Source organism: Paraburkholderia sp. MM6662-R1, assembly GCF_050436245.1.
Taxonomy (GTDB): Bacteria; Pseudomonadota; Gammaproteobacteria; order Burkholderiales; family Burkholderiaceae; genus Paraburkholderia; species Paraburkholderia tuberum.
The window spans coordinates 1,196,611-1,212,259 of the sequence record NZ_JBNDLV010000003.1; the positions used below are offsets into that span (position 1 = coordinate 1,196,611).

14 protein-coding genes and 1 pseudogene are annotated in these 15,649 nt (G+C 61.4%); 6 read left to right on the forward strand and 9 right to left on the reverse strand.

All coding sequences use genetic code 11. From position 1 onward, the window contains the following. On the reverse strand, positions 1 to 2,754 hold the full coding sequence (locus tag OKW39_RS28445) for a UPF0182 family protein (RefSeq protein ID WP_429564148.1): 2,754 nt from the start codon (positions 2,752 to 2,754) through the stop codon (positions 1 to 3). 296 nt (positions 2,755 to 3,050) lie between these two features. On the opposite strand from OKW39_RS28445, the gene OKW39_RS28450 reads away from it, so the two are divergent. Then, positions 3,051 to 3,635 carry a glutathione binding-like protein gene (locus OKW39_RS28450; RefSeq protein WP_090811025.1) on the forward strand — a complete coding sequence of 195 codons (585 nt, stop codon included), beginning with the start codon at positions 3,051 to 3,053 and terminating at the stop codon, positions 3,633 to 3,635. A gap of 62 nt (positions 3,636 to 3,697) precedes the next feature. Here OKW39_RS28450 and OKW39_RS28455 read toward each other — a convergent pair whose 3' ends face one another. Both OKW39_RS28455 and OKW39_RS28460 read right to left on the reverse strand, forming a co-directional pair. Continuing rightward, positions 3,698 to 4,630 carry a hypothetical protein gene (locus OKW39_RS28455; RefSeq protein ID WP_429564149.1) on the reverse strand — a complete coding sequence of 311 codons (933 nt, stop codon included), beginning with the start codon at positions 4,628 to 4,630 and terminating at the stop codon, positions 3,698 to 3,700. A 228-nt stretch (positions 4,631 to 4,858) separates the two neighbouring features. Next, entirely contained in the window at positions 4,859 to 5,902 is a 1,044-nt protein-coding gene (locus OKW39_RS28460; protein WP_090811021.1) for an AraC family transcriptional regulator, read from the reverse strand. Positions 5,903 to 6,390: 488 nt separating this feature from the next. Here OKW39_RS28460 and OKW39_RS28465 point away from each other — a divergent pair, with 488 nt between their 5' ends. Both OKW39_RS28465 and OKW39_RS28470 read left to right on the forward strand, forming a co-directional pair. Beyond that, a complete protein-coding gene (locus OKW39_RS28465; protein WP_167368794.1) occupies positions 6,391 to 6,555 on the forward strand; it encodes a hypothetical protein in 165 nt (54 codons plus the stop codon). A gap of 415 nt (positions 6,556 to 6,970) precedes the next feature. After that, positions 6,971 to 7,685, forward strand: a pseudogene (locus OKW39_RS28470) (transposase). Positions 7,686 to 7,756: 71 nt separating this feature from the next. On the opposite strand, the gene OKW39_RS28475 reads toward OKW39_RS28470, so the two are convergent. The 4 genes from OKW39_RS28475 to OKW39_RS28490 form a co-directional block, all read right to left on the reverse strand. Then, positions 7,757 to 8,980 (reverse strand): polysaccharide pyruvyl transferase family protein, encoded by a 1,224-nt coding sequence (locus OKW39_RS28475; protein ID WP_429564150.1) that lies wholly within the window; start codon positions 8,978 to 8,980, stop codon positions 7,757 to 7,759. Continuing rightward, positions 8,955 to 9,980 carry a lysylphosphatidylglycerol synthase domain-containing protein gene (locus OKW39_RS28480; protein ID WP_090811015.1) on the reverse strand — a complete coding sequence of 342 codons (1,026 nt, stop codon included), beginning with the start codon at positions 9,978 to 9,980 and terminating at the stop codon, positions 8,955 to 8,957. The genes OKW39_RS28475 and OKW39_RS28480 overlap by 26 nt, the downstream gene beginning before the upstream one ends. A 336-nt stretch (positions 9,981 to 10,316) precedes the next feature. Further along, complete coding sequence (locus OKW39_RS28485) at positions 10,317 to 10,514, reverse strand: hypothetical protein (RefSeq protein WP_090811013.1); 198 nt, start codon at positions 10,512 to 10,514, stop codon at positions 10,317 to 10,319. Positions 10,515 to 10,622: 108 nt separating this feature from the next. Then, positions 10,623 to 11,117 (reverse strand): phasin family protein, encoded by a 495-nt coding sequence (locus OKW39_RS28490; RefSeq protein ID WP_429564284.1) that lies wholly within the window; start codon positions 11,115 to 11,117, stop codon positions 10,623 to 10,625. A gap of 452 nt (positions 11,118 to 11,569) precedes the next feature. Here OKW39_RS28490 and OKW39_RS28495 point away from each other — a divergent pair, with 452 nt between their 5' ends. Beyond that, positions 11,570 to 12,340, forward strand: a complete 771-nt coding sequence (locus OKW39_RS28495) for a DUF3047 domain-containing protein (protein WP_316252003.1) — start codon at positions 11,570 to 11,572, stop codon at positions 12,338 to 12,340. Positions 12,341 to 12,407: 67 nt separating this feature from the next. Here OKW39_RS28495 and OKW39_RS28500 read toward each other — a convergent pair whose 3' ends face one another. Further along, positions 12,408 to 12,737: a hypothetical protein gene (locus tag OKW39_RS28500; protein ID WP_429564151.1), complete on the reverse strand. Its 330-nt coding sequence runs from the start codon at positions 12,735 to 12,737 to the stop codon at positions 12,408 to 12,410. Positions 12,738 to 12,895: 158 nt separating this feature from the next. On the opposite strand from OKW39_RS28500, the gene OKW39_RS28505 reads away from it, so the two are divergent. Then, complete coding sequence (locus OKW39_RS28505; protein ID WP_429564152.1) at positions 12,896 to 13,207, forward strand: hypothetical protein; 312 nt, start codon at positions 12,896 to 12,898, stop codon at positions 13,205 to 13,207. A gap of 222 nt (positions 13,208 to 13,429) precedes the next feature. On the opposite strand, the gene OKW39_RS28510 is transcribed toward OKW39_RS28505, so the two are convergent. Further along, a complete protein-coding gene (locus OKW39_RS28510) occupies positions 13,430 to 13,678 on the reverse strand; it encodes a hypothetical protein (protein WP_143037295.1) in 249 nt (82 codons plus the stop codon). A 215-nt stretch (positions 13,679 to 13,893) separates the two neighbouring features. Here OKW39_RS28510 and OKW39_RS28515 point away from each other — a divergent pair, with 215 nt between their 5' ends. Next, on the forward strand, positions 13,894 to 15,612 hold the full coding sequence (locus OKW39_RS28515) for an alpha/beta hydrolase (RefSeq protein ID WP_429564153.1): 1,719 nt from the start codon (positions 13,894 to 13,896) through the stop codon (positions 15,610 to 15,612). Positions 15,613 to 15,649: the final 37 nt, after the last annotated feature.

Genomic DNA, 15,649 nt, shown 5'->3' on the forward strand with positions numbered 1-15,649 from the left:
TCACTTCCGATCATCGGAACGGCCAGCGCCGAGTGCCTCGAGCAACGGCCGGAGGGCATCCAGTTCCGCGCCGAAGCCGCTCCAGTCTCCCGCCTTCAGTCGCTCGATGGCGCGGTCATAGTGGACAAGTGCCTCTCTCGCGCGAGCGTCCACGGTGCCTCGGGCTGGCGATGCCGCTTGCGCGGTCTCACTGAAAAGCGCCGCCAGCGCCTCATCCAGAGTGTTCTCCATCACCACACGGTCCCCATATGCGGCAATCACCCGCTTCAACTCCGGCAACTGACCGGACGCCGCGCGCAAATAGAGCGGCGAAACGTAGAGGATCGAGTTCTCGATCGGCACGACCACGAGATGACCGCGAATGACGCGTGAGCCCATCTGGTTCCACAGCGAGATCTGCTGCGAGATCTCGGTATTCTGCTGAATCCGCGCTTCGATCTGAAACGGCCCATAGATCAGCTTGTCCTTGGGAAAGGTGTACACGATGAGCTTGCCGTACCCGGGCGCATCGCATCGCGCCGCCAGCCAGGCAATCATGTTCTCGCGCTGGCTCGGCACCATCGGCAGCATGAGGATGAACTCGGCGCGTGCGTCGCCGGGGAGTCGCATGATCGTGTAATACGGCGGCATCGTGCTGGCGGTGCTTCCGCCATCCATTCCGACCAGCTCCTGGGGAAACTGCCACAGATCCTCGCGGTTGTAGAAGATCTCCGGCGCATCCATGTGATAGGCGCGGTAGAGCTGCGCCTGGATCAGGAACAGATCTTCGGGATAGCGGATATGCTTTCGCAGCTCCGGTGGCATCACGTCCAAAGGCTTGAACAAACCCGGGAAGATGCGCTCGTATGTGCGCAGGAGCGGATCGGCGGGATCGCTGACGTAGAAATCGACCGTGCCGTTATATGCATCGACCACGACCTTGACGGCGTTTCGGATGTAATTGGCGCCGTCGCCAAAACCCGGCCGGGAGTAAGGAAACCACCGGCTGACGGTGTACGCGTCCTGGATCCAGAACAGGCGCCCATTGCTTGCGACGACATAGGGGTCATGATCGAGAGTCAGGAATGGCGCGATCGTACGCACGCGGTCCTGAATGTTGCGATGAAGCAGGATCCGGCTCTTGTCTGTGATATAGCCGCTCAGCAGGATGTTCGGATCGTCGAGCTGCCAGGCGAACAAACTGCGGCGTGCCACACTGCCGATGCTGACGCCATCGCGCCCGCTATACGTCGTGTAGGCGTTAGTCGGCCGTTGGGGAAAGTCGAACTCCGCTACGTTGCCGTTCACGATGACGTAGTCTTGGCGGCCTTCGCTGAAATAAAGACGTGGTTCGCGAATGGCCGGGCCGCCGCTGGAGACTGGCGGAATATCGTGCAGATAGAAAAACGGTAAGCCTTCGGTGGATTTCTCGGTGACTGGCGACATCACGACGCCGATGCCGTGAGTAAAGATAAGGTGCAGGTTCACCCAGGTTTGGGCGTTGGTCGGAAGCATCGCCGGTTCCAGTTCACGCGCCGACAGCATTACCTGTCTGTATCCGGCGTCAAGCTGATAGCGGTCGATGTCCACCGAAATAAATTTGTAATAAGTCCTGATCTCCTGCAACTGTGCATAGGTATCCATCAGCGGTTGCACATCCCATAGCCGGATGTTGTCGATGGTCGCCCGATTGGCCTGCAGCGAGTCGAGAGTCAGTCCCTGCTCGGCCTCAAACGGTTTAACCTCGATCTTGGCGAGGCCGTAAGCCTGTCGCGTTAGCGCGATAGCGTGCTCGATATAGGGTGTTTCCAGTTTCAGCTCGCTCGGTTTGACATAGAAGCGCTGAAACAGCGACGGATAGATCACAGCGAATACAAACGAACTGCCGAATACGAGCAGCGCGAGAACGACGGGTTGCAGATGGCTCCGCCGGCGCATGTTGATCCAAAGGGCAACGGATGAGGCCGCGGCAAGGCCGACAAGCATCCACAGGACCGGCAACTCGACGTGGACATCGGTATAGCTGGCGCCGACCACGACGCCGTTGTCGCCATAGAGCAGCAGAAAGCGGTCGAGCCACCACGACCAGGCCTTCACCGCAAAGAACAAACCGAGCAGTGCCGAACCATGAGTGAGGGGGGCGGCCGAGAGCGTGCGTGGTGGCCGCTCCAGCGCGATGTCACCGCGCACCCCGTAGACAACGCCTGCCACGATCGCGCTCCAGAAGATTAGCTGCAGCAGCCAGTTCTTGAGTGCGACATACGCGGGGAGCGAGAACAGATAAAAGCCGATATCCCTGTCAAAGATCGGATCGCGTTCGCCAACAGGGACCTGATAAATGAAGCGAAGCGCGAGGTCCCAGCTCGAGATTTCGCTAGCGGCAATAACCAACCCCAGGACGACCGCGGCGCAGGCAATACTGGAGCGCCAGGGAACGTGCGGCGCGATCAGTTCAGACAATTCAACGGCAACTTCAGTCGTACCCGATCGATCAACAGATTGCGCTCGCAAGACATCGACGCGCCTCGCGTAACGATGCGCCAAAATCCCAGACAGCCATATCGCGCACGCCGAGACTGCGAACACCGCGGCAAACAGCAGCGCTCTCGCGCAGAGGATGGTCCAGAAAACGCCGCCATAGCCGATCGAAGAGAACCACAGCCAGTTGACCAGGATGCCCGTGATGCGTCCGACGACAAGCAGGCCAACGATGACGGCCGTCACCGTGATTGCATAACGTCTCAGGCGCACGCCGGACTTCACTTCCGACTGCATGGTCTCTCCTGTGCTGGCCGTCGCCCTGCCCTGCTGCGATTGCGATCCGGGTTCGGATGGCTACATTAATTCAAGCTATCTGAAGCCGCTCCACGAACCATGACGAAAGACCCTTGTGGACGTGGCGCGAGTCAAAACGGACAGTGCCCGGCGCAGCGATGCGGCAATTATGCCAAAGTTCATCCATCGCAATCGACGCTCGACGTCGAACTCTCGTTCCAGGTGTCGACGGGCGGCGGCACGCCCTTTGCTGCGTTGAAACGGTTCAGTTCATCTCACGAAAAGGGACCCCTATCATGAAGCTCTACTATTCGCCTGGTGCCTGCAGCCTCGCCGACCATATCGCAATGCATGAGGCCGATCTCACTTTCGAAAGGATTCGCGTCGACTTGAAGTCCAAGGAGACCGAGACTGGGGAGCAGTTCAATCGGATCAATCCAAAGAGTTACGTCCCAACCCTCGAAATGGATGATGGTCAACGGCTTACCGAGAATATCGCGATTCTTTCGTGGGTCGCACAGCGCAAGCCTGCCCTTGCGCCGAATAGCGAACCCGGCAGCCTGCGCCTGCTCGAGATGCTCGCGTTCATTTCGACGGAAATCCACAAGCAGTTCAGCCGTGTTTTCAAGCCCACTTCGGATGCTGAAGCAACGGCAGCGCGCGAGAAGCTCGGTCAACGCTTCCAGTTGATCGCCACCATGTTCAAGGGCGAATACCTGTTCGGCAGCGAAGCGAGTGTGGCGGACGCCTATTTGTTCACGATGCTGCTCTGGGCCAAAAAGGTAGGCATCGAAGTGCCGGAGAAATTGCGAAACTTTGCCGAACTGATGCGCGCGCGTCCGGCCGTCCAGCTTGCCATGAAGCACGAGGGACTCGACTGATGAAACGCAGATCCTCGCCGCGCGCACCTTTAGCTGGATGATTCGTGTGTGTTCGGGCTCGCTCAATGCAGTGTGGCGAGTGCGGCCCGGATACGCATCCCCTGCTCTTCGGAGACGAGCCGATCGAGCACTTCCGCGAAATGGGGGTGATGCATACCGGAATGGAGGTACTGCCACCGGTAGGCATGATGGAAATTCGCTTCGATCGACATGGCTTCTGCCTCGACGACGGCACGCCCGCAGTTCGCGATGAAATACCGCGAGTCCGCTGTCGCCTGCCCGCGCAAAATGCCATCAATCGCAATCATCAGGTCGATGAACTCGTTGACCGCGTTGTCGCGCGCCGCATCTGTCAGCGTGGCGTCGTGCCGCTTCCATTCCAGCTCATCGAGAATGGCGTGCTGACTTTCTTCCTTCCAGTGGTACAGAAATACATCCTTGAACAGCTCGGATAACTGATCGTCAGGATGAATGCTCTGGCGGTAGTGAATTTGCGAGAACAGTTCAATATGCAGCGTCATGGCCAGCACCGCCCAGGTGCTCTTGCCGAGGACCACGGCGGCAAGCGCATCGGGATCGACGTCGAAGCGGTAACCCGCGGGCAGCGTTTCGCCGATCATTTTTTCGATGCGGCGAAACAGCGCCTGGTGTTTAAGCTCTTCGTCGCTGAAACGCACGAGCGCTTCGAGCGCCACCTGATCGCCGAGCCAGTAATCGCGGCTCACTTCCAGCACCTTGGCGTTAATGAAGCGCTCGACGAGCCCGAACACGTTCGCGTATGTGCGCCCCTGAATCTGGCTGACGAACCGCTTCTCAGCCTCCGAGAGCATGATGAAATCCGGCACCAGCGACAGCCCGTCCGGCAAATACTTCTGGGACATGTCGAAGGTACGGCCTCCAATCACGTCACGGTCGATGTCCCAATTGACCATCTTCGAAGCGCGAATGCATCGGGCGTAGCGATCGCGATCGGACAGCCGCAATATTGCGTTCATTGAAGTTCTCCCAATATGGACCGCGATGCGGTCTAGCGTTGAGTGTCGATTCACCGGGCAGAGCCAGTCGGATGATCTGGCTTTCCGGCACGCTCAATTTACGATTGGGAGTCTTGAAGTTCTATGATCGAGTCGCCGGACGATATGACTGAAACGCCGTTTCGTCACGTTGGTCGCACAGCTCGACAATTGAGTGGATAGAGACAGCGCGGCGCGTCACGGCAGGCATCACTGATCCCGCAGTGCGGCAACGCCACGCGTAGCTTGCGCGTGCTGCGCTGATGTGGCCACGCCGTTCGTGTTTCCTTTGCTCTTGCGCCAGCCGGCCGGCGGCATGCCGAATTCGCGTCTGAACGCGCGACTGAATGCGGCTTCCGACTCATAGCCAATCTGTTCCGCAACGGCGTTGAGCGGCTTGCTACCGATCAGAAGTTCGTGCGCTGCAATCTGCATGCGCCATCTCGCGAGGTATTGCATGGGCGGCTGCCCCAGAAGATCGGTAAAGCGTTGCGCCAACGCGGAACGCGACAGGCCCACTTTGCGCGCGAGTTCCTCGACGGTCCACGCATGCGCCGCCTGCGCGTGAAGCAGCGAGAGCGCGCGTCCAACGTAGCGGTCACGCACGCCGGCGAGCCACCCGGTCTGGTTATCAGGTAGCGCTTCAATACAGCTACGGATTGCTTCGACAAACAGCAGTTCCGATAGCCTGGCAAGCACGATCGTGCCGCCCGCGCGCGAGTCGGCCGCTTCCGCGGCAGCAAGTTTGAGAGACGACTCGAGCCATGCCGCACGCGGATCCTGGCGCATGTCGATCTTGAACAGTCGCGGCAGCGATGAGAGCAGCGGATTGCTCAAAGTATCGTCGCAGGCCAGAAAGCCGCACACGATGCGCGTCACCGCGCCCCCGCCGCCATAGGACAGCGTCATCACTTCACCGGGTGCTGTCGCCATCTGCCCGGCCAGTAGCGAGTCCGACGGCACAGGGGAGATATCGATCGCGCTGCCGATGATGTGCGTTTCACCCTGAGGCACCACGATCAGTTCGCCGGCATGGACGTGAATCGCCGAACCGGGATCGTCGGCCAGCGTCGCCCAGCAACTCCCCTCTATGATCAGATGATAAGAAACGACGCGCTCGGAAGGCGGCAAGTAAGCGCCGCAGAGCGATGCATCGGTGCGACCGATCAGACACCACGGCGCGGTGAGTGTCCCGTTCAGAAACACGGCGCCGCTCAGACGAACAGCGCGCAGAACCTCAGAGACTGCATCCATGGATGGCTCGCGTGAAATGCGATTTCCCGGGCGAGAAACCTGGCCGCCGTTCATTCTTCAGGATGGCCAAGGGCTCCATGTTATACCCGCAACCTCACTTGATGACAATTCCCTTACTGACGTTTTTCGCGAGGCTTATGAAGCGCTTTGCGGGTCCGTTGAAGACTCGCGCCTGGCAAAAAGCGCACCACGGAACGTGCGCTTCGCCAGGATGACAGGACGATCTTTGTGGGCGCCCGCACTGCGCACGCGATGCATCGGCAAGAAGTGGACGATCGGTCAAGAAAGATCGACGCACGGACAGGACGGCAATGGCTTGCCGCGGGCAGAGTTCACGACAGGAAGGAACATCACGGATCGGCGTCATCCGTACTTCGCCAACAAGCCTTCCTCGGACTCTGGAAACCTGGCGCGTCACCCAACTTGCACGAATCGGTTCAAGCACAGCAACTGACCGCTTCGCGCAGACACAGTAGCGTGAGATACCGATGAAACGCCTGATAAGCCGTGCGATGTACCACCCGATCATTGCGCTATCCGTTTTCTATCTGGCCGACGTTATGCATCACGTCGATTACAGCATCGCTGGTGCATTGCTGGTTCTGACCGCGAAAACGATCTCGCGGGTTTCAAGTCTGTTCGACAAGGGATAGAGCTGCGATGCGAAGCGTTCGTCGATCAACGTCCGAGCGCGGCGCTGCAATTCAGCATTGGCATAAGAGACACTGGGTGCGATCGGCAAATCAACGAACAGAGGCCATAAAAAAGGCCTGTTCGTGATGCAAATGCACGAACATGATCGATAGAATTTCCTTTAGCACGTTACACACGGTCCCGCGTCCGATATCTGTCGGACCGCTTTCTCACATCGGATCTCCGGTTAATTCAGCATGGCACGGCTTGCACGGCACTACGTCCCCGATCAACCGCAGCACGTTATCTTGCAGGACTTCCTCGTTCGTGATGCAAATGCACGAACATGATCGATAGAATTTCCTTTAGCACGTTACACACGGTCCCGCGTCCGATATCTGTCGCGCTTTCTCACATCGGATCTCCGGATTCAGCATGGCACGGCTTGCACGGCACTACGTCCCCGATCAACCGCAGCGTTATCTTGCAGGGACTCGCGGGACCCGCTTTCATGGACGAAGGAGACTACCTGTACTTCCTCGCCTGCGTGGCAGACGCAGCGCGCGTCGCCGATCTGGCGGTCCATGCGTGGGTGCTCATGCCTGATGCGGTACAGTTCCTCGTCACGCCTTCGTACGAGTCGAGCGTCGCCATTGCAATGCAGGCGGTTGGCCGTCGCTATGCCGAGACCTTCAACCGCCGCCATGGACGCCGCGGTGCGGTATGGCGTGGCGAGTACCGGGCGACAGTGATTGAGCCCGACCGGTATTTCCTGCTCGCGAGCCAGGTCATCGATCAGGCGCCGGTGCGCAATGGCCTGGCGGCCGAGCCGGGAAACTACCCGTGGTCGAGCTGCGCGCACCACATCGGGCTGCGTGTCGATAGGTTCATCAAGGACCATCCACTGTACCGGGCGCTCGGCAATACGCCGTTCGAGCGCCACCAGGCTTATCGCGATCTGGGCGCACAGCCTGTTGACGAACGCGAGATCAATAACCTGATGCAGTCGACGCTCAACGGCTGGGTGCTCGGCAGCCCCGCGTATTGCGAATGGGCGGCGCAGACAGCCAATCGGCGCTTGATGCCACTGCTGCTGCGCGACCGGCCGTCCACGGTTCGCACCACACGCTCGCTCGTACACGTGGGCTGAGGAAAGAACGATCGAGCTTCGCGAGATTACACGACCGCGCCGACACCGCTCGTCGCGCGAGGCCCTGCATTTCACGCACAACACATTGCCGCTCGCGTCTGCGCGAATCCCTCGCGATAGCGAGCGGTGAGGTGTGTGGCCGTGCGCCGCAGCAACGTGCGGTCGATCGTCAGGGCATGGAGCATTGCTTGCGAAAGTGCCTCGATCCCGACGCTGCCCGGCACGCACGCTGGCTCCCACGTCGCGGCAAACGCGGACTGTTTGCTCGTGTCGTTCGCGCGCGCCGGATGGAAGAAGTTCACCCGCGGCAAGCCGCACGCCAGCGCGACGATCCGTCCGTGCAGGCTGCTTCCCGCGTAGGCCGTGGCGTCTGCGATCAGTGCGCAGATGTCCCATATCTCCAGCGAACGGAAGAGTTGCGTACGTGAGACCTTCATCCGTGCCGCAATCCGCTCGTAGCAGGCCATATCGTCATGCCAGGGCGCCGCACCCGCTCGAAAGAACACAATACCAAGCCCGCTCTCGTTCGACACGCGATCGAGCTCGCGCGCAAGCACATCGAGCGTTCCATCGTCGCCGAAATCCGCACTGAACTGCACGGCGACATACCCGTCTGGAAACGCCCTTTGCAAATCCGCCACGCCGCTTCGTTCCTTGCACGCGCGAATGTTCGCGCCGAACAGCTCCGTCACCATCACCGCCGGATCCGGCACGAGCCGCGCGAGAATGCCTGCCGCGGCGAGCCCGTTCTGGGTGTGGATGTCACGCACGCTGACGTCGTCGGCTTGCGCGAGCTTCGACAGGACTTCTGCTCGCATCCCGGGATCGAGTCGCTCCACATCGACGCCGCCGGCCGCTTGATAAGTGACGCTCGACGCACAGGGAAACATCTCGCGAGACGTCATGTAGGGGGCAAGCGCATCGAGACCCGTCAGCGCACGTGCCCACGCGCGTCGCTCGTCGTTGTGCGTTTCCAGTCGCGCGATGACCTTCTGTGCCTGGTCCCACGGCAGCAGCATCACCGCCGCCTCCCAGTCGCCGCAAGTCAGGATCTCGCCGCCTGCGTGCACGATATGCACACGGTCCTTGCCGCGTTCGGCGGCCAGTTGCGCGAGCGCCTGAACAGCGTGGCCGCCGTGGACGCGCAGGTCGCGCTCCGCGAGCCCGGCGAAGATCACGTCGTCGCACGCAAGCAGTTTTGCGACGACGTGAGGGAACAGCAGGTCACCCAGGTTGTGGCGATCGAAGGCGCCGAACACCACGACCGCATCATGTTTTCCTGTGTCTCGCATCATGATTCGGGCCCCGACCTCCCTCGGTACGAAGTCGCCGCTTGTCGCGCCACTCCTCCACCTGCCAGGCGGTCAGTCCAGGCAGAAAGACGATGATGTCACGAATACGGCGCGCACCCGCGAGCGCGAGGCAAAGCTGCGGATGGAAACCAAGCACCGTGCCGATCAGCAGAAATCCACCTTCCTGAACGCCGAGTGCGCCAGGCACAAAGAACACGACGCTACTGAGCGCCTGGATGAGCGACTCGAGTACGACTGCCTGCAGGAAACCTGCTTTTGCCGACAGGAAATAGAGCGCGAGCCATAGCTCGAGCGCCGTTCCGATGCATTGGAGTGATTGCCAGATGAGCAGGTAACGGATGATGACGCCGGGCTGATGCCAGAGCTCACTGATCGATTGATCGATGCGCACCGACTCGCCGACGAGCGAGCGGAACTTGCCGCTCGTGATGCGATTGAAAAGTTTCGTGAGCCGCGCGAACGGACTCGCTCGCTGCACGAACGAAAACGCCAGGAGCAGAACCGCCAGAATGGCGATGCCGCCTCCGAGCCTGGCTGCGAGGTGCAACGCCCTGGAGCCGGCATGGGCGATCAGATAACCGATGGCCGCAATGGCGAACAGCATTTCGCTGATGAGCGTGAGCTGGAGGTCGACGACGAGGCTCGCCATGGCCGGGGCAGGCTCCATGCCCCGTTTGCGCATCATGCGAAACGTCACGACTTCACCGCCCACTCGGGCAACGGGCAACATGCCGTTCACGGACTCCCGAATCCAGACGAGACGCAGTACCGCGAACAGCTTCGGGCGTATCGCGCCGCGCATCAGCATTTGCCAATTCCTTGCGTTGGCGAGCATCGGCAGAACGTGGACCATCCCTGCAAGCGCGAGCCCGGCGCCGGCCGCGCGCATCAAACCAAGCACCTTCTGCGCGTCGGCGTGCCAGACGAGCCAGACCGCGATGGCCAGGCCAGCAAGTGCGGCAGCCCGGGCGAGATATTTCATAAGCTGGCGCGAGCGTAGTGTCAGTCGCTTTGAAGCGGCAACAATAGACTTTTGCGTCCACTTCGGACATCGAGGCGCAGCTGCGACTCTCCCGATAACTTTTCACCGAGAATCCGGCATATCGCACCTCGGGCCCCTATTCGAGCTGTCGCATAACTCGTTCCCCGCGCGGGGAGAATGGTGGTGTGATTAGCGACCGTGACGAAGTCCCCGCTGCGCGCTGCGGTGCTCAGCGACAGTCACTGGCGAAGCTGTTCGTGCACACGATTGCCGAGCGGCGGCGCAGGCGGCCCACCCAACGTATGTAGGTCGTCAGATACGTTGTCTGTGCACCGGTCAGCGGACCCGTGCGAACGCTCGCAGCACGGCGTCGCCGCGCGGCGTCACGCGAGGTAACCGGAAGCCCGGCCCAATTGGCTCATTCGCAATCAACTGCAGTTCGCGGAGCGCGCCAAGCTCTGCCCGATCCGAATCAATTCGTTCAGGCGCATCCTTCAACAGCAGCAACGTGGCCACTTCGTGCGGGCTCAACATGTCGTTTACCTCACGGCGGGAACGAAGGAACGGGCGACCAGATCCGGCCACGGCTGCATCGGCAGCACGCGAATACCGGACCCGGCAGGATTGGTGGAAGCTCGTCGCCTATCGGGTTGACGAGCGACGTGTGCGAGGCGGACCTCGTCGTTGCGCCGTGTCAGGCGTCGCCTTTTCGACGCGCTCGAGAAAGGCGCGGACCATTTCCCCGACCTGTGCCTCGGCGACGGACACGCGGTCCGGCTGCACTTCCGGCGGCACGGCCGCGCGCATCATCGCGTCGACGCCCGTTGCGCAGGCCGGCAGGCCAGCGGGCCTGGTGTCCTCGTGGAGCTCACGCTCGTCGTCGTGATCGCCGCCGGCGTGGCACGGTCTGATTGTTTCAGACGCGATATCCATCCAGCCGCGGGTGTATCCGGCGAACTGCAGGGTGAGCCAAGGCATCACATCCGCTTGACGTCTGAGGAACTGTTCAGGCGTCTGGGCGCGCAATACGCTTTCCCAGTGCAGCGCGGCACCCGTGACCGCGGACCTGTATGTATCCACGTTCAGCCGTATCAGCGCGCAATAACCGGCGAGGAACTGGTTGGGCAATTGCGACACGTCAGTCGGAACGGATAGGGTAAATGGCATCTGTTTTGGGCTGCTCACGGAATATCTCTCAGGTTCTCGCGGACACGGCGATCGCTGCCACTGCGATTCGTGAAGGTCGTTCCCACACCGGGCCGTTGGCCAGGCAGACGGTCTGAAGCCGTCTTAGAGCCGTCATTCTAACTTTGTTAAGTCGCACTACGATTTTTACGAGCCAGGGAGTTTCCCCAATATGTGGGAAATTGACGCCTGTGATGAGTGGCGGCGACCATGGTCATTGATAGCAAACCCGTCGCGCGCCGCACGACGCGACGGGAATACCGCGCGGCGCGTTGCGAGCCTCGTCATGCAAACGTTACGACGCAGCAAACAGAACCTCAACCGCCGACGTGAAAGCTCCGCTGAAACGTCGCCCGAGGAGCCCATTACAATGGACGCTATCCAACATACGAATGCGACCTGCCGTGCATCTTCCCTCGCGCCGTCGAGCGCAAAAACGAACAGCCCCGTCAGCCTGGATCGCCGCATGCGTCGCGCTTCTTTTGTTGTCGCCACCCATCCTTGCCCAGGACGAAAAGCCCGGTATCGCCTTTTCCTCGTTCGAGCCCGGCGCATCGCTGCCCGCGGGCTGGAAGAACCTGCCGGTCGTGCGCGGCAAGCCCATCACGCAATACACGCTCGTTCACGACGACCACACCACTGTGCTGCAGGCGGACGCGAACCGCTCTGCTTCCGCGCTGATGCATGAGGGTGATATCGACCTCGCTCGCACTCCCGTCGTGGCATGGCGCTGGAAAGCGGATAGACCGATCGAAGGCGCCGATAACCGCGTGGCGTCGAAGGAAGACGCGCCAGCGCGGCTGGTGTTCACGTTTGCCGGAGACAAGAGCAAGCTGTCGCTTTTCGACCGGGCGAAGATGGGGCTGGCCAAGCAACTGAGTGGCGAAGATCTGCCCTATGCCACGTTGATGTACGTGTGGTCGACCACCGCCGCGCCGGGTACCGTCATTGCCAACCCTCACACGAACCGCGTACAGATGATCGTGGTCTCCGGTCTGCCTGGCGATGCGGGTCAGTGGCAAAGCCTGCGCCGCAATATCGTGCAAGACTATGAGCGGGTCTTTCACGAACCGCCAGGACGAATCACAGGCTACGGGCTGCTGACCGATACCGACAATACCGGTGCCACGACACGGGCCTGGTACGGAGACATCCAGTTCCTTCCCGGGCCTTGATCACCGGGTGCCATCGAGTTGATCGAGCCCGTCGGCGCGGCGTGGCCGGCTGAGTGTCCCGCGCGCTTTACCCGTGCCGATGCGCGTCCGCAGGCCAGTGCCGTTCATGCGTACCCCATCGTGGTTCCGCCGGCTGCGTGCCCTCTTCCACGAACGCGTCGACGGACCACGTATCGACGAACTCGTTTCGCGCCTTGCGGCGTTTGGCGACCCGGAAGTCCCGTTCCGCCACCTGAATCGCCTTGATGTTCAGCCGGTGCGCGAGCGCCGCGTCACGAAGATCGGGGGAATGGCCACGAGCGCAGCCGCGCTGCGGGCCGAGACGATGGTTGCCGCGCGGGAACGCGCGTTGCTCGATCTGCATCGTCAACACGGAATGCATAACGGAGACACCCATGGGCTGCGCGTTTTTCGCGGCCGAACGGCGCGACCAGCGGGGCGAGCGTCTATGTCCCGGTCGCGGACGAGATCGACTATCCCGCCGATCTGGAGGCCGCGCGCAACCGCCGGCAACGCAGACGTACGTGGCAAGCGTTCAGTTGTGGGAGAAAAGCGATGTCCATTCAGGAATATGCGCCGTATCGCGGCTGCAATATCGAGGTGAACGTTACGCTATCGAAGACGCATTGGCTCGGTGGCAAATATCGCCGCTATCGCGTGTCATGGACCGTGACGTTGCCCGGCAATCCGGAACAGGAACTGCTGAGTTTTCCGGAACAGTTCGATTTTCTGACCGAGCATGAAGCGTTCAAGTATGGAGAAAATCGGGCGCACACCTTTGTCGATTCGATGTTGTCGACGCCTTCTCAAAGGCGCAGGTTCCGCGACGCGGCCGCTCGGCCCGCAACGCGCCAAGACGTTTTTTAATGGCTCGCGCCGGCGCGCCCTTTCGGAGCGGTATGGCGCGTCGCCGCGTTTGCCTATGATCCCTTCGAGCTTCGTGCGGCAGACAGAAGCGACCGGAGACACCGGGTCTTCCTGGAAGTCTTGCGACAATCGCAACACCATCTCGCTATCTGGCCTGTTTGCCTTGCCGGTCAACTGCGTAGCGTCGGCAATGCTCCAGATATTCGGCTTGGTTTGCGACGGTCAATTCAACCAGCGGGTTTCGAACCGCTTGATCGTGCCACCGGGTAGCGACCAGCGCGACGGGCAAGCAGCGTGCGCGCAAGCTCCGTAAAGCCCTCGCTCGCGCGACGTCGCCACCGACAGGCCGGTCCATCGATGTTTGAACACGATGCGCGCAGAGCGACGATGTTGTTCGGGGGACAGAAAGGTAAATACAATGCGACGCATGGCCGGTTTATCGTTGACGTTTTTTCGACGCAGGAGAAACATCGCACGAGATCGGAGCAGCCCCGTCCATTCCGCTGCCCCCATGTGTCGCGTTGCGCGCGGTAATCAGGAAAACATCGTCGTGGCTGATCATGCGGCGGCATCTTCCATTACTGCCCTCCTGGCGGAGTCTGAATCAAGGCTGGCCGCGTCATCAACTCCTTTGCGGGTGACCCGCGGAAACGAGGTGCGAGTTGCGCCAATCCGAGCGAGCACGCATGCGGGACTCCCATGAGCCGGTAGCCGCCGGGCTTCGAAGCACGTCCTGGACGCCGACGCTCAGCGGCTCGCTGCTCGCGCTCGTGTTCTGGTGGCAGTCACTGACGCCGACACTGATTCCGCGGTCGTGGGGAACGCAAACCGTGGTCGGCGCGTTCTGTCTGGCCATCGGCTATGGGATAGGCACATTGCTCGGCCGCGGCGTGCATCGGCTGCTGGAGCGATGGGGGCGCGTGGCCGGCAGCGAGATCCGACGGCGCAGCTGGATCGTTCTGGCAGCGGCGTGGCTCATTGCACTATTCGTTGGCTCGAAGCTATGGCTCGGCTGGCAGAACGAGCAGCGTAGTTTCATGGGGATGGCGCCGATCGCCTGGTTCGACGCCGTGCTGGTGATCGTCCTGTCGCCGTTGAGCGCGGTGTTGCTGGTAGTCATCGGGCGATTGACGGCGCGCGGTGTCGCCGCAGTCAAGCAGGTCATCCAGGGCCACGTGCCCCCGATCGTTTCGGTGCCGGCAACAGCGCTGCTCATCATCGTGATTGGCATGGCGCTCGGTCGCGGAGTGGCCTTTCCCGCCCTCACCACGGTCTCCAACTTCGTCCACGGGCGGGTGAACGAGAACACGACCGAAGGAATCGTGGCCCCGACGTCGCCGGAGGTGTCCGGCAGCAGCACGTCGTTCGTCGCCTGGGACACCTTGGGCCGCATGGGGCGCGGCTTCGTGGCGACAGCGACAAACAGGCAAGAGCTTGCGAAGTTCCACGGGACTGATGCGAGACTGGTCGATCCGGTGAGGGTCTACGTGGGAGTGCGTTCCGCGGACTCCCTCGAGCAGCGTGCGCAGATTGCGGTGCGCGAGCTCGAGCGCGCGGGCGGGTTCGAGCGGAAAGTGCTGGTCGTGTGGATACCCACCGGCACGGGCTGGATAGTCCCCAAAGCCGCGGCTTCGCTGGAGCAACTGCACAGTGGCGACACGGCGATCGTGGCGATCCAATACTCTTTCCTGCCTAGCCGACTCGCGATTTTCATGGATGCTGGTCTCGCGAACGAGGCGGGTATCACGCTCTTCAACGCGGTTCGCGCCCGATGGTCGATGCTCCCGCCGAAACGACGGCCAAAGCTCGTTCTGTTCGGCAAGAGTCTCGGCGCCGCGGGGGTGGAAGCGCCTTTCGTCGGGAAAGACGCCTCTGCCTCGGTGGCCAACATGATGGCCAGAACGGATGGCGTGCTGATCGTCGGCGCCAAACAAAGCAACCCGATCCATTCGCAACTCACTCGCGAGCGCGATAGCGGGTCGCCCTTCTGGCAGCCGATCTTCAATGGGGGGCGTTCGGTACGGTTCTTGAACCGCGATCCGCATCAGGTGGCATTGGACGCCGACTGGCCGGCCCCGCGAATCGTGTACCTTCAGCACCCGGCCGATCCGGCCGTGTTCTGGAGTGCCAGTGCGTTCTGGTGGCCGCCCGAATGGCTGGCTCGGCCTCGTGGCTTCGACGTGCCTGACGCCATGCATTGGTTTCCCATCGTCTCGGGCGTGCAGGCGGTGGGCGATCTGATTCACCAACTCGGCGTGCCGGCGGGTTTTGGTCACAACTACTCGTCGGAGGACTACGTCAACGGCTGGGCCAGCGTGGCGCCTCCCGAGGGCTGGACGCACGCCGATACCGAACGACTGGCCCGGTTCCTCGACCAGATTGCCGGCGATGAATCAGAGCCGTGACCGAGCGGAAGGCGAACGGATTGGGGCAGTGCCGTTG

What these genes read in the sequence shown, in the direction of transcription:
- OKW39_RS28445 (WP_429564148.1), bottom strand. Translation starts at nt 2,754, where the DNA reads ATGCAGTCGGAAGTGAAGTCCGGCGTGCGCCTGAGACGTTATGCAATC.
- OKW39_RS28450 (WP_090811025.1), top strand. Translation starts at nt 3,051, where the DNA reads ATGAAGCTCTACTATTCGCCTGGTGCCTGCAGCCTCGCCGACCATATC.
- OKW39_RS28455 (WP_429564149.1), bottom strand. Translation starts at nt 4,630, where the DNA reads ATGAACGCAATATTGCGGCTGTCCGATCGCGATCGCTACGCCCGATGC.
- OKW39_RS28460 (WP_090811021.1), bottom strand. Translation starts at nt 5,902, where the DNA reads ATGGATGCAGTCTCTGAGGTTCTGCGCGCTGTTCGTCTGAGCGGCGCC.
- OKW39_RS28465 (WP_167368794.1), top strand. Translation starts at nt 6,391, where the DNA reads ATGAAACGCCTGATAAGCCGTGCGATGTACCACCCGATCATTGCGCTA.
- OKW39_RS28475 (WP_429564150.1), bottom strand. Translation starts at nt 8,980, where the DNA reads ATGATGCGAGACACAGGAAAACATGATGCGGTCGTGGTGTTCGGCGCC.
- OKW39_RS28480 (WP_090811015.1), bottom strand. Translation starts at nt 9,980, where the DNA reads ATGAAATATCTCGCCCGGGCTGCCGCACTTGCTGGCCTGGCCATCGCG.
- OKW39_RS28485 (WP_090811013.1), bottom strand. Translation starts at nt 10,514, where the DNA reads ATGTTGAGCCCGCACGAAGTGGCCACGTTGCTGCTGTTGAAGGATGCG.
- OKW39_RS28500 (WP_429564151.1), bottom strand. Translation starts at nt 12,737, where the DNA reads ATGGGTGTCTCCGTTATGCATTCCGTGTTGACGATGCAGATCGAGCAA.
- OKW39_RS28505 (WP_429564152.1), top strand. Translation starts at nt 12,896, where the DNA reads ATGTCCATTCAGGAATATGCGCCGTATCGCGGCTGCAATATCGAGGTG.
- OKW39_RS28510 (WP_143037295.1), bottom strand. Translation starts at nt 13,678, where the DNA reads ATGTTTCTCCTGCGTCGAAAAAACGTCAACGATAAACCGGCCATGCGT.
- OKW39_RS28515 (WP_429564153.1), top strand. Translation starts at nt 13,894, where the DNA reads ATGCGGGACTCCCATGAGCCGGTAGCCGCCGGGCTTCGAAGCACGTCC.